This is a genomic window from Streptomyces sp. NPDC096013, assembly GCF_044763565.1.
Taxonomy (GTDB): Bacteria; Actinomycetota; Actinomycetes; order Streptomycetales; family Streptomycetaceae; genus Streptomyces.
In genome coordinates, this window is the sequence record NZ_JBIWGK010000009.1 from 103,981 (window position 1) to 116,512 (window position 12,532).

The following is a 12,532-nucleotide window of genomic DNA, read 5'->3' on the forward strand; positions in this document are numbered from 1 at the left end:
CGCATCCAACCACGTACGGCTGGAAGGGCGCTCATTACCCATGGGTTACCCAGCCGAGGACAAGGTCAGACAGTCCCGCACCGTCACCCGCCACCGCCCTGCCCGAGGCGCTTCGCGCCGCCTCCTTGACTCCACAGCACCCGGGCCAGCGCTTCCACGACCTCGGGAGCGTAGTCCCCGGCGGTCCCGAGGCGCAGCTCCTCCAGCGCCTGAAGAGGCCCGCCGGGGCCGCCTGCCCGGGTTTTCTCCTCGTACGCGTTCACGGCCCGGACGATCCGTGCGGACAGCGGCTGCTCCCGGCACGGGTCGGCCTGCCGCTCCACCACGGCCGCCACCTGGGGACTCACCCCGGTCTGCCGTACGACGGCCCCGCCGAGCAGGGCTATCCGCCGCTGCTCCTCCGCGGGGAGCGCGGCGGTGGCGCCGGCCGGTACCGGGTCGACGAGGCTGAGCTGGCCGATGTCGTGCATCAGGGCGGCGTACTCCAGGACGGTGAGGTCGGGTTCGGACAGCCCCAGGTCCCGGCCGACCGCCTGGCACAGCGCGGCGACCCGGCGGGCGTGCCCGGCAGGCGTGTATCCGGCTATCTCGGTGGACCGGGCGAGGGAGGCGATGGTCTGGCGGTAGGTGTCCCGTACGGCCGCGTACCGCCGGAAGGACAGCTGGGTCAGCAGCAGCGGCAGCGAGAACACGGGCAGCGCCCACAGCCCCACGACGGCGACCGCGAGCGCCATCACCGCGCCGGTCGCGCACACGGCGGACCCGATGCCGAGCGTCCCGCGCAGCTCGTCCCGCAGCAGCGGCCCGAATGGCCACCCGGTCCGCGCGTGCGCGAGCGCGGCGGCGAGCACGGCGTCGCAGAGCGCGGTGAGGGAGAGCAGCGCGAGCAGGAGCAGGGCGTAGGCGGGGCCGCCCCAGTGCCTGAACACCCCCTGGTTGTAGAGGGGTTGGAAGCAGACCGCCGCGAAGCCGACGGTCAGGACGCGGCGTGCCATGTGGTCGGGGGTGCGGCTGTGGCCGCGGGCGATGTGCGGGACGCAGCCGACGAGGGTCGCGGCGACGACGACCGCGACGACCTGGAAGAGGCCGTGGTGCGTGGGGCGGCCGGCGTCGGCGCCGAGCAGGGCGTAGGAGAGGGCGCCGGCCGCGCCCAGCGGGGCGGTCTCCCTGAGGCCCGTGGTGCCGCTCCAGCGGCTCAGTTCTCCTACGGCCACCAGGATGCCGAAGGCGAGAGCGACGGGGGGTTCTTCCAAGCCGGTGCCGAGGGTGAGGGCGAGGGAGGTGAGGGCGAGGAGGACGGCGGAGGCGTGGATGAGGGTGAGGGCGAGAGGGGGGCGGGGTGAGGGCATGCCGTCAGCCCCTCAGCACGGTGGAAACCGGCGGGGTGGGCGGGAAGACGACGGATGACCGGACCTCGTCGGCGGTCACCGCCGGGTGCCAGCCACACCGCCCGAGGGCCCGCACCAGCGCCCGCACCATCAAGGGGTCGAACTGCGTGCCGGCGCAGCGCGAGAGTTCCTCCAGCGCGGCGGAGACCGGGCGGGCGCGGCGGTAGGACCGGGTGGACGTCATCGCGTCGAAGGCATCGGCCACCGCGACGACCCGCGCGGACTCCGGGATCTGACTCCCCAGCAGCCCGTAGGGATACCCGCTCCCGTCCAGGCGTTCATGGTGGTGCAGCACAGCCGCGCGGGCCTCCCCCAGGAAACCGATGCCGCGCACCATCTCGTGGCCGTACTCCGGGTGCAGCTCGATCACCCGCCGCTCCTCGGGAGTCAGCGGGCCGTCCTTGCGCAGCAGGCGTGTGGGGACGCCGAGCTTGCCGACGTCGTGCAGGATCCCGGCGAAGCGCAGCACCTCGACCCGTGCGTCGTCCATGCCCAGTTCGCGCGCGATCATCATCGACGCCTGCCCGACCCGCTCACTGTGCCCGCGGGTGTACCCGTCCTTGATGTCGACGGCCTGGACGAGGGCGCGGATGGTGGCCTGATGGGCGGCGCGCTCCCGGTGGTACTGGGCGAACACCCACCAGGACACCCCCATCGGCAGCAGCACGAGCAGCGCGGCGACGGGACCGTAGGGGCTGCGCCACAGGACGGCCATCATCAGCCCGGCGAGCCCGTGCACGCCGATGGGCGCCAGGGACCGCAGGAACAGACCGCGCCAGGCCCGCCGAACCGGCATCCCCCCCCACTGTCCGAAAGGCGTGGGAGGTGCCGCCACGCCCAGCGCGAGGATGCCGCCGTCGAGCGCGGTCAGGACCAGGCAGAAGGCGAGGACGGCGGCCAGGGCGGGCACCAGGGCGTACGGGAAGTCGGAGGCGACGACGGCGTCGCGCCCGCCCAGCGCCCAGTGCACCCGGGCCGCCGCCCACACGCCGAGCGCGAGCTGTGCGGCCCGCCAGCCGCGCCGCAGCCAGGGCGAGCCCTGCTCGACATGGGAGAACAGCGCGCCCGGCAGCGGTACGAGCGCGGCGGCGGGGGGCGGCAGGAGGAAGGCCGCGGCGAGCAGCACCGGGTAGAAGGTGCCGGCGAAGCGGCGGCGGGCGACCTGCTCGCAGCCGGCGTAGAGCGCGGCCAGCAGGGCGACCGCCCACCAGGGTGTGTGGACGGTCGGCAGCGGGAGCAGGCAGCACAGGGCGGCGAGGACGACACAGAGGACGTACGCGCGTGTCCGTGCCGGTGTCGCCTCCATGGCTGACGCCCTCCCCCCGACCATGCCTGTCCAGGCCGAGGAGCCTAGGGCGGTCGGGGGCGGGCCGCGGGCGTATCACCCGGGGATTAGCACGTTCGGGTGACGCTCGCCCGTTCAGGAAACCTCAGGAGGTCGGGACCGGGGTCAGGACTCCTGGGGGGTGGCCGTGAGGTCGTGCTCGGGCACGGTCTGCCCGGAACGGATCAGATCGAGCCGTCCCAGGACCTTGGCGCGCAGGTCGGTCGGCACGTCGTCCTGCCCGCAGCACCGCTTGACCAGCTTCTTCACGGCCTCTTCGAGGCCGTACTTCTCCAGGCACGGCGAGCACTCCGTGAAGTGCTGCTTGAACTTGGCGCGGTCGACGTCCGGCATCTCGCTGTCGAGAAACTCGTAGAGATGGTCGAGGACCTCACTGCAGTCCGTTTCGTGCTCGTCACCGCAGCTCATGAGCCCGAGCCTTTCGCTTCGTCCGAGTCTCCGGCACCGGCCGGGACCAGTCCGCGGTCACGCGCGTAGTCCTCGAGCATGCCGCGCAGTTGACGACGGCCCCGGTGCAGCCGGGACATCACTGTGCCGATGGGTGTCCCCATGATGTCCGCGATCTCCTTGTACGCAAAGCCCTCGACGTCCGCGAGATAGACGGCGATGCGGAATTCCTCGGGGATCGCCTGGAGTGCTTCCTTCACGTCCGAGTCGGGCAGGTGGTCGAGCGCCTGCGACTCCGCGGAGCGCAGACCGGTCGACATGTGCGACTCGGCACGCGCGAGCTGCCAGTCCTCGATCTCCTCGGCCGCGGAGCGCTGGGGTTCGCGCTGCTTCTTGCGGTACGAGTTGATGAACGTGTTCGTGAGAATCCGGTACAGCCACGCCTTGAGGTTGGTGCCCTCGCGGAACTGGTGGAAGGACGCGTACGCCTTCGCGTACGTCTCCTGCACCAGGTCCTCGGCGTCGGCCGGGTTCCGCGTCATGCGCAGCGCGGCCGAATACATCTGGTCGAGGAATTCGAGCGCGTCCCGCTCGAAGCGCGCGCTGCGCTCCGAGGTCGATTCCGGCGTGACCTCGCTCGTGCCCTGGCCCTCGGGCTGCTCCGCCTGGCCGTGTTCGGTCCCTGCGTCGGTACCGGGAACCGGACCCACCTCCTCAAGATTCCGGGTGGCACCGAAGCCGATGCCACCAGAATCGGAGGATAGACGACGATCCGGTCCGCCCGCCGCCCCAATCGGGGTGGCCTTGGCCGCACGCAGCACAGTCCAGTCCAGGTCAGTGCGGCTGCTGCGGCTCGGGCAGAAGGTCGAACCCATGCGGCGGACTTCCTCTCTTCGACGAATCCACGACGGCGGCGTTGTCTTTTCGCCAGCACGTCTGTTCGCCACAACAGCGGTAAGGGGCTCGGCATTCCCACCCCTCACCCCAGTGTTCGAGTCCACTCCACCACGCGCCCCGTGATGATCTCCAGGGCCTCGTCCTGCCCGATCGCCGCCCTCTTCGGCACGGCGAACCCGTGGTCGCCGTAGGGCACCTCGACCAGTTCGAAATCGCCCTCGGGGAATTCCGCCGGCTTCCCGAACGGGTCGTTCCCGCCCTGCACGACGAGCGTGGGCACCCCGGCCCCGAGCAGCTCGCCGGCCCGGGACTTCTCGGGCCTGCCCGGCGGATGCAGCGGAAAACTCAGGGCGAGCACGGCGGCGGCCCCCAGCTCCGCAGCCGTACGACAGGCCACGCGGGCTCCGGCGCTGCGGCCCCCGGAGACCACCGGCAGGCCGGGCTTCGCGACGGCCGCCCAGATCCCCCGCCACCCCACGTCGAGCGTCTTGGGCGCGGTCGCCACCTTCTTCCCGGCGACCCGCCAGGGCTGCTCCACCAGCGCGACGGTGACACGGTGTTCAGGGAGCACGGCCGCGAGGGCCTGGAGATCCCGGGCCTCGATGCCACCCCCGGCGCCATGGCCGACGGCGAGGACGAGCCGCGCCCGCTCGGCCGGGTGCCAGGTGATGCGAGCGGTTCCCGCGTCGGTCTCAAGGGTCTCTGTGGTCACGCCTGTTGCATCCGTCACATCAGAAGAGTGTGCCTTCTTCGGGGCCTTCCAGTTCCTTCAGCAGCTCCGGCCCGTTGTTGCGGACATTGCTGACGGCGGTGGACACCGGGTACGCGCGCATCAGCCCGGCGGGCGGCGGGGCGAGCAGCTCGCGCAGCTCGTCCGGGTCTGTGCGGGCCGGGTCGAGCCAGGAGTCCCAGCGGTCCGGGGTGAGCATCAGGGGCATCCGGGGGTGGATCTCGGCCAGCGTGTGCGGCCCCTCGGCCGGGGACACCGCCAGCGGGGTGGTCTCCGCCTCGGTGGTGATCACCGAGCAGGTGACCCACCAGGCCAGCGGATGGTCGTCGGGCAGGGTCCGGTCCCGCCAGAACTCGTACAGCCCGGCCATCGCGAACACCGAGCCGTCGGCGGGCAGCACGAAGTACGGCTGCTTGCGCTGCCGCTTCTTCCTGCCCTCGACCTCCAGCTCCCGCTCGTCCTTGGCGGTGACCCACTCGTAGTAGCCGTCGGCGGGGATGATGCAGCGCCGGGTGGAGAAGGCGCGCCGGTACGACGGCTTCTCGTGCACGGTCTCGGCCCGCGCGTTGATCATCCGCGCCCCGCCCTCGGGCGTCTTCGACCAGCTCGGCACGAGCCCCCACTTGAGCTTGCGCAGCTGCCGAACCGGCTTCGGGCTGTCCGCGTCTTTAAGTGGACGGTCGAGGACTGCATAGACCTCTTTGGTCGGGGCCACGTTGTAGTCGGGGGCCAGCACCTCTTCGGGCTCCCACTTCTCGATCTCAAAGACTCCTGCGAGATCCTCGGGCCCACGACTCGCTGCATACCGTCCGCACATACATGCCAGACTGCCAGGCCCGCCCGTCACCCGACCACCACCCCTCAACGACCGCGCTACGCCCCAGTCCCTCCTCGTCCAGACCTACGGGAGCCTCCGCCGCCAATGGACAGCACCGCAATCGCCTCGATACCCACCCTCTGGGACGAGGTTTTCGGCAGTCAGCCCGAGCCGGATCTGTGGGTGGTCATCGCCACCATGGTCGCCGCGCTGGCCGTGGTCGTCCCGCACCGTCTGTGGCGCCTCTCCCGCAACGCCATCACCATCGCCCACGAGGGCGGCCACGGCCTGGTGGCCCTCCTCACCGGCCGCACCCTCACCGGCATCCGCCTCCACTCCGACACCAGCGGCCTCACGGTCAGCCGGGGCAAGCCGCACGGCCTGGGCATGATCCTCACGGCGGCGGCTGGCTACACGGCTCCCCCGCTCCTGGGCCTGGGCGGCGCGGCCCTCCTGGGCGCGGGCCACATCACCCTCCTCCTGTGGCTGTCGACCGTCCTCCTGATCGCCATGCTGGTGATGATCCGCAACGCCTACGGCGCCCTCACGGTCATCCTCAGCGGAGCGGCCTTCCTCCTCGTCTCCTGGCTGACGGGCCCTCAGGTCCAGGCGGCCTTCGCGTACGCGGTGGTGTGGTTCCTGCTGCTGGGCGGAGTCCGCCCCGCGTTCGAGCTCCAGGCGAAGCGGGCGAGGGGCGGCGCGGGCGACTCGGACGCGGACCAACTGGCGCGACTGACCCACGTACCGGCAGTCCTGTGGTTCCTCCTCTTCCACCTGGTCTCCCTCTGCTCGCTGATCGGCGGCGGCAGATGGCTGCTGGAACTGTGAAGCGCCCGGAGGGGTGAGCTCCGGAGGGCGGGACTGTGCCGCTGTGCGGCTCCGCCGCGTGGGCGCGACCGGCCCCAACGGCGCGGCACCCGGAAGACGGCCTGCTTATACAGTGGGGCCATGGCCCCGAACGACTCACAAACCGCCCTCTGGCCCGCCCCCACCGCCGCCGGAGCCGTCGACGCGACGGTCCACGTCCCGGGGTCCAAGTCCGTCACCAACCGCGCCCTCGTCCTCGCGGCGCTGGCCAGCGAACCGGGCTGGCTGCGCCGCCCCCTCCGCTCCCGGGACACCCTCCTCATGGCCGGCGCCCTGCGCGCGATGGGCGTGGGCATCGAGGAGGGCGTAGGCACGGAGAAGGGCTCCGGGGAGTTCTGGCGGGTCATCCCCTCGGGTCTGCACGGCCCGGCCACGGTGGACGTGGGCAACGCGGGCACGGTGATGCGCTTCCTGCCCCCCGTCGCCGCCCTGGCCGACGGCCCCATCCGCTTCGACGGCGACCCGCGGTCCTACGAACGCCCCCTGCACGGCGTGATCGACGCCCTCCGAGTCCTCGGCGCCCGCATCGACGACGACGGCCGGGGCGCCCTGCCCCTGACCGTGCACGGCGGCGGGGCGCTGGACGGCGGGCCCGTGGAGATCGACGCCTCCTCCTCGTCCCAGTTCGTGAGCGCCCTGCTGCTCTCCGGCCCGCGCTTCAACATGGGCGTCGAGGTCCGCCACACCGGCTCCTCACTGCCCTCGATGCCGCACATCCGGATGACGGTCGACATGCTGCGCGCGGTCGGCGCCCAGGTGGACACCCCGGAGTCGGGCGGCGAGCCCAACGTCTGGCGGGTGACGCCGGGCGCGCTGCTCGGCCGGGACCTGACCATCGAGCCGGATCTGTCGAACGCGCAGCCGTTCCTCGCGGCGGCGCTGGTCGCCGGCGGCAAGGTCGTCGTACCGGACTGGCCGGCCCGGACCACCCAGCCGGGTGACCGGCTGCGGGAGATCTTCACCGAGATGGGTGGTTCCTGCGAACTCACCGAGTACGGACTGGAGTTCACCGGTTCGGGTGCGATCCACGGCATCGACGTGGACCTCGGCGAGGTCGGCGAACTGACCCCCGGCATCGCGGCCGTCGCCGCCCTCGCGGACTCCCCGTCGACCCTGCGGGGCGTCTCGCACCTGCGGCTGCACGAGACCGACCGGCTCGCCGCGCTCACCAAGGAGATCAACGAACTGGGCGGCGATGTGACGGAGACCGCCGACGGGCTGCACATCCGCCCGCGCCGCCTGCACGGCGGGATCTTCCACACCTACGAGGACCACCGCATGGCCACCGCGGGCGCGATCATCGGCCTCGCGGTCGAGGGCGTGCAGATCGAGAACGTGGCGACGACCGCGAAGACCCTCCCGGACTTCCCCGACCTGTGGACCGGGATGCTCGGGAGCGACGGGGCGTAGGGGACCACACGCCATGCGTCGCTACGGCAAGAACACCGACGAGGACGACATCCGCCAGCGCCCGAACCGCAAGGGCAACCGGCCGCGCACCAACATCCGCCCCAAGCACGAGGAGGCGGTCGAGGGCATGGTCGTCACCGTCGACCGGGGCCGGCTGACATGCCTGGTCGAGGACCGGGTCGTGATCGCGGTCAAGGCCCGCGAACTGGGCCGGAAGGCGGCGGTGGTCGGTGACCGCGTCGGCATCATCGGCGACCTCTCCGGTGACAAGGACACCCTCGCCCGCGTCATCCGCATCGAGCCGCGCACCTCGGTGCTGCGCCGCACGGCCGACGACGACGACCCGTACGAGCGCGTCGTCGTCGCCAACGCCGACCAACTGGCCATCGTCACGGCCCTGGCGGACCCCGAGCCGCGCCCCCGCCTCATCGACCGCTGCCTGGTCGCGGCCTACGACGGCGGCCTCGACCCGCTGCTCGTCCTGACCAAGTCGGACCTCGCCCCGCCGGACGAACTCCTGGAGATGTACGGCGCGTTGGGCGTCCCATATGTCGTCACGAGCCGCGAGGAGCTGGAGAACGGCACCGCCGTGGAGCGGGTCCGCAAGCAGCTCGACGGCAAGATCACCGCGTTCGTCGGCCACTCCGGCGTCGGCAAGACGACCCTCGTGAACGCGCTGGTCTCGCTGGAGCGGCGGCGCAGCACCGGCATCGTCAACGCCGTCACCGGCCGCGGCCGGCACACCACCACCTCGGCGCGCATGATCCCGCTGCCCGACGACTCGGGCTGGGTCGTCGACACCCCGGGCGTCCGTTCCTTCGGCCTGCACCACGTGGACCCGTCCCGGGTCATCAAGGCCTTCCCCGACCTGGAGCCCGGCACGGCCGACTGCCCGCGCGCGTGCAGCCACGACGAGCCGGACTGCGCCCTGGACCAGTGGGTGGCCGACGGCCACGCGGACCCGCAACGGCTCTATTCGCTACGGCGGCTGCTGGCCACCCGTGAGCGAACCGAAGGCGACTGATCACCGGCCGACCACCGCGTGTTTGTGGGGACTCAAGTTCGGTAAGTGCATAATCGCACCGAGCCGGACAAACGGGAGGACAGCACAATGGCGTGGCTGCTGGTTGTCGTGGCCGGAATTCTGGAGACCGGATTCGCCGTGTGCCTGAAGCTGTCCCACGGCTTCACGCGCCTGTGGCCGACGGTCGCCTTCTGCTCCTTCGCCCTGGGCAGCTTCGGCCTGCTCACCCTCTCCCTGAAGAAACTCGACGTGGGCCCCGCCTACGCCGTGTGGACCGGCATCGGCGCGGCCGGCACCGCGATCTACGGCATGGTCTTCCTCGGCGACCTGGTGTCGACCCTGAAGATCGTGTCGATCAGCTTCGTCATCATCGGGGTCATCGGGCTCCAGCTGTCCGGTTCCGCGCACTGAGCTACATGGCCGGGACCTATGTGGCCGGGATCTATGTGGCCCGGACCTATGTGGCCGGACCCAGCGCGCTGCGGACGAGTTCGCCGACCCCGCCCTCCCCCGGCGGTGCCGCCACACAGGACAGCGCCAGCCGTACGACAAGTTCGCAGGAGCGGGCCAGGTCGGGGGTGTCCGGCTTGGCGGCCCCGGGTCCGGTCAGCGCGGCGACGGCACGGTCGCGGACCACGGCCACGAAGTCACCGGGCGAGGGCAGCGGCCCGTCGGCCCGGCGCTGCGCCGGTACGGCGGAGGAGGACGGCACCGCGGACAGGGTCGGCGAGGGCAGCCGTTCGCTCCAGCAGCCGGTGAGCATCGCCCGTACCAACGCGTTCTCCCGGGCCGCCGACGCGGTCCACTCGGCGGTCGCGGTCAGCCGCTCGCGGGCGTCGCTGTGGCTGCCGAGCGCCCGCTCGACGCCGACGAGATAGCCGTCGGCCTCCCGTCGGACCAGCGCCCGCGCGAGCCCCTCCTTGCTGCCGAACTCGTTGTACAGCGTCTGCCGGGACACTCCGGCGGCGGCGGCCACGTCCACCATCCGTACGGTGGACCACGACCGTCGCGCCAGCGCCGCGTAGGCGGCGTCCAGCAGGGATTCCCGCGCTGCAGGCATCATTCGCCTCCCGGGGCGAGCGGCTCTGCGCCCAGATTTGACGCGCACGGGAGCAGTGTCAAGGGTTCGTGACGGTGCCGGGGGGCGCACTTCGGCCATCGCGCGCGGGAGTTGAGGGGGCGGTGCCGCCACGGCGATCATGCGGCGCCCTTCAGGAGGTCCCCGGGGGTCCTCCGCAGGTCTTCCACCGGAGTCCTCCGGAGACCTTCCCCGGGGGTCCTCCGGAGGTCTTCCACGGAGGTCTCCCACCTCCCGTTTCGCCCACCGGACCCTGTAGCCCCGGCGCGACCCCTGAAGATACGGTTCACGCATGGCCGACTATCACGATGACCTGCGCCTCGCCCACGTCCTCGCGGACGCCGCCGACGCCGCGACGACCGCGCGCTTCAAGGCGCTCGATCTCAAGGTAGAGACCAAGCCGGACATGACTCCGGTCACCGAGGCGGACAAGGCGGCCGAGGAACTGATCCGGGGCCATCTTCAGCGCGCACGCCCGCGCGACGCGGTCCTCGGCGAGGAGTACGGCATCGAGGGCACCGGCCCGCGCCGCTGGGTGATCGACCCGATCGACGGCACGAAGAACTACGTACGCGGCGTCCCGGTCTGGGCCACGCTGATCTCCCTGATGGAGGCGGCGGAGGGCGGTTTCCAGCCGGTCGTCGGCCTGGTCTCCGCGCCCGCGCTCGGCCGCCGCTGGTGGGCCGCGAAGGGCCACGGCGCGTACACGGGCCGCAGCCTCTCCTCCGCGTCCCGGCTGCGCGTCTCCCAGGTCTCGAAACTGACGGACGCGTCCTTCGCGTACTCCTCCCTCACCGGCTGGGAGGACCAGGGCCGCCTGGGCGGCTTCCTCGACCTGACCCGCGAGGTGTGGCGCACGCGCGCGTACGGCGACTTCTGGCCCTACATGATGGTCGCCGAGGGCGCGGTCGACATCTGCGCCGAGCCCGAACTGAACCTCTGGGACATGGCGGCCACCGCGATCATCGTCACCGAGGCGGGCGGCACCTTCACCGGCCTCGACGGCCGCCCGGGCCCCCACAGCGGCAACGCGGCAGCGTCGAACGGCATCCTGCACGACGAGTTCCTGGGGTATCTGAACATGCGCTACTGAGCACCCCGTGACGTCTGCGCACGCCCCCAACCGGCCGCGCGCGCCCTCTTGTTGACCCGTGCTTTACCTGCGACTCTGAGAGTCCCCCCACTTGTGAACTTGTGAATCCGGTAACTAGCGGACCCGAAGATCCCACAGGGGATCGGAACCGACCACAGATCCCGCGAGAGATCCCACGGGCCCGCGAACGACCCCGGATTCCCTAGGAGGTGGCCTCATCCCATGCCGCACCCCACGCCGCAATCAACGCTGGTCCGCGACGCCATGAGCACGGTGGTCCTCACCATCGGCCCCGCCCACACCCTCCGCCAGGCAGCAGCCCTGATGTCCTCGCGCCATGTCGGCGCGGCCGTGGTCCTCGATCCGGACGCCGGCGGCATCGGCATCCTCACCGAGCGAGACATCCTCAACTCACTCGGCCGGGGCCAGAACCCGGACACCGAGCGCGCCCACGCCCACACCACCACCGACGTCGTCTTCGCCACCCCGGCCTGGACCCTGGAGGACGCGGCGAGCGCGATGGCCCACGGCGGCTTCCGCCACCTCATCGTCCTCGACCGCGGCGAGCCCGCCGGCATCGTCTCGGTCCGCGACATCATCCGCTGCTGGGCACCCGCCCGTCAGCAGGTTCCGGCCTGAAACCGGGCCACGGCGCGGTTGACCGAGTCGGTTGGACTGAGTCCAAATCCAGCAGCTCTCCAAAGTCACACCCATTCGGGAACTGGTCACCCAGCTGTTAAGCTGACCGCCATGAGTGACCTACTGGAGCGGCTGCGCGGACGCGGATGGCGGATGACCGCACAGCGCCGCGTCGTGGCCGAAGTACTCGACGGCGACCACGTCCACCTGACGGCCGACGAGGTCCACTCCCGCGCCGTGGCCAAGCTCCCCGAGATCTCCCGGGCGACGGTCTACAACACGCTGGGCGAGCTGGTCTCCCTCGGCGAGGTCCTCGAAGTCTCCACGGACAAGCGAGCCAAGCGCTACGACCCGAACGCGCACAGCCCGCACCACCACCTGGTCTGCGCCAACTGCGGCCAGATCCGTGACGTCCACCCGGGCGGCAGCCCCCTCGCCGACCTCCCCGACTCGGAGCGCTTCGGCTTCACGGTCTCGGACGTCGAGGTGACGTACCGCGGCCTGTGCCCGAACTGCGCGAGCGCGTAAGCCGATTGCGGCACGGTGGACCCGTCCCTGTACGAAGAGCCGGTGCACCACCAGCCGTAGAAACACCGAAGGCAGCCGCAGAAACACCGAGGGCCGGAACCCTTTCGGATTCCGGCCCTCGGTCTTCAGTAGCGGGGACAGGATTTGAACCTGCGACCTCTGGGTTATGAGCCCAGCGAGCTACCGAGCTGCTCCACCCCGCGTCGGTAAATGCAACGTTACGTCAGACCGGCGGACAGAAGCAAATCGCTTATCGACCCAGGTCAGCCATCGCCAGGGGGTCTGGGGGCGGCAGCCCCCAGGAGGGGACGGGCAAGGGCGGCAGGGGC

General features: G+C 71.4%; 14 protein-coding genes and 1 tRNA gene. 7 read left to right on the top strand and 8 right to left on the bottom strand.

The window, feature by feature from the left end:
- Positions 1 to 83: 83 nt before the first annotated feature.
- The 6 genes from ACIRB1_RS28280 to ACIRB1_RS28305 all read right to left on the bottom strand — a co-directional run bounded on the left by ACIRB1_RS28280 (position 84) and on the right by ACIRB1_RS28305 (position 5,564).
- Complete coding sequence (locus ACIRB1_RS28280; protein WP_352180694.1) at positions 84 to 1,349, bottom strand: HD domain-containing protein; 1,266 nt, start codon at positions 1,347 to 1,349, stop codon at positions 84 to 86.
- Positions 1,350 to 1,353: 4 nt separating this feature from the next.
- Complete coding sequence (locus tag ACIRB1_RS28285) at positions 1,354 to 2,694, bottom strand: HD-GYP domain-containing protein (RefSeq protein ID WP_403467448.1); 1,341 nt, start codon at positions 2,692 to 2,694, stop codon at positions 1,354 to 1,356.
- A 144-nt stretch (positions 2,695 to 2,838) separates the two neighbouring features.
- Complete coding sequence (gene rsrA, locus ACIRB1_RS28290; RefSeq protein WP_352180696.1) at positions 2,839 to 3,141, bottom strand: mycothiol system anti-sigma-R factor; 303 nt, start codon at positions 3,139 to 3,141, stop codon at positions 2,839 to 2,841.
- On the bottom strand, positions 3,138 to 3,830 hold the full coding sequence (sigR, locus tag ACIRB1_RS28295; RefSeq protein WP_266772389.1) for an RNA polymerase sigma factor SigR: 693 nt from the start codon (positions 3,828 to 3,830) through the stop codon (positions 3,138 to 3,140). Before sigR ends, rsrA begins: the two co-directional genes overlap by 4 nt.
- 269 nt (positions 3,831 to 4,099) lie before the next feature.
- Positions 4,100 to 4,729: an alpha/beta family hydrolase gene (locus ACIRB1_RS28300; RefSeq protein ID WP_403467449.1), complete on the bottom strand. Its 630-nt coding sequence runs from the start codon at positions 4,727 to 4,729 to the stop codon at positions 4,100 to 4,102.
- A 19-nt stretch (positions 4,730 to 4,748) separates the two neighbouring features.
- On the bottom strand, positions 4,749 to 5,564 hold the full coding sequence (locus ACIRB1_RS28305; RefSeq protein ID WP_403467450.1) for an SOS response-associated peptidase: 816 nt from the start codon (positions 5,562 to 5,564) through the stop codon (positions 4,749 to 4,751).
- Between the two features lie 105 nt (positions 5,565 to 5,669).
- Here ACIRB1_RS28305 and ACIRB1_RS28310 point away from each other — a divergent pair, with 105 nt between their 5' ends.
- The 4 genes from ACIRB1_RS28310 to ACIRB1_RS28325 all read left to right on the top strand — a co-directional run bounded on the left by ACIRB1_RS28310 (position 5,670) and on the right by ACIRB1_RS28325 (position 9,276).
- The gene (locus ACIRB1_RS28310; protein ID WP_352180699.1) at positions 5,670 to 6,392 is read left to right on the top strand and encodes a M50 family metallopeptidase; all 723 of its coding nucleotides are present in this window, start codon (positions 5,670 to 5,672) and stop codon (positions 6,390 to 6,392) included.
- A 120-nt stretch (positions 6,393 to 6,512) separates the two neighbouring features.
- Positions 6,513 to 7,841 carry a 3-phosphoshikimate 1-carboxyvinyltransferase gene (gene aroA, locus ACIRB1_RS28315; protein WP_352180700.1) on the top strand — a complete coding sequence of 443 codons (1,329 nt, stop codon included), beginning with the start codon at positions 6,513 to 6,515 and terminating at the stop codon, positions 7,839 to 7,841.
- Positions 7,842 to 7,854: 13 nt separating this feature from the next.
- Positions 7,855 to 8,865, top strand: a complete 1,011-nt coding sequence (rsgA, locus tag ACIRB1_RS28320; RefSeq protein WP_352180701.1) for a ribosome small subunit-dependent GTPase A — start codon at positions 7,855 to 7,857, stop codon at positions 8,863 to 8,865.
- Positions 8,866 to 8,952: 87 nt separating this feature from the next.
- Positions 8,953 to 9,276, top strand: coding sequence for a multidrug efflux SMR transporter (locus ACIRB1_RS28325; protein WP_033282057.1), 324 nt, complete (start codon positions 8,953 to 8,955; stop codon positions 9,274 to 9,276).
- A gap of 46 nt (positions 9,277 to 9,322) precedes the next feature.
- Here ACIRB1_RS28325 and ACIRB1_RS28330 read toward each other — a convergent pair whose 3' ends face one another.
- A complete protein-coding gene (locus ACIRB1_RS28330) occupies positions 9,323 to 9,928 on the bottom strand; it encodes a TetR/AcrR family transcriptional regulator (protein ID WP_403467451.1) in 606 nt (201 codons plus the stop codon).
- A 307-nt stretch (positions 9,929 to 10,235) separates the two neighbouring features.
- Between ACIRB1_RS28330 and hisN the strand changes: the two genes are divergently transcribed.
- The 3 genes from hisN to ACIRB1_RS28345 all read left to right on the top strand — a co-directional run bounded on the left by hisN (position 10,236) and on the right by ACIRB1_RS28345 (position 12,203).
- Positions 10,236 to 11,036, top strand: a complete 801-nt coding sequence (gene hisN / locus ACIRB1_RS28335; protein WP_352180703.1) for a histidinol-phosphatase — start codon at positions 10,236 to 10,238, stop codon at positions 11,034 to 11,036.
- 222 nt (positions 11,037 to 11,258) lie between these two features.
- Complete coding sequence (locus ACIRB1_RS28340) at positions 11,259 to 11,675, top strand: cyclic nucleotide-binding/CBS domain-containing protein (protein ID WP_403467452.1); 417 nt, start codon at positions 11,259 to 11,261, stop codon at positions 11,673 to 11,675.
- A 111-nt stretch (positions 11,676 to 11,786) separates the two neighbouring features.
- Positions 11,787 to 12,203, top strand: a complete 417-nt coding sequence (locus ACIRB1_RS28345) for a Fur family transcriptional regulator (protein ID WP_403467453.1) — start codon at positions 11,787 to 11,789, stop codon at positions 12,201 to 12,203.
- Between the two features lie 129 nt (positions 12,204 to 12,332).
- Here the strand turns inward: ACIRB1_RS28345 and ACIRB1_RS28350 are convergent.
- A tRNA-Met gene (locus tag ACIRB1_RS28350) sits at positions 12,333 to 12,406 on the bottom strand.
- Positions 12,407 to 12,532 lie beyond the last annotated feature (126 nt).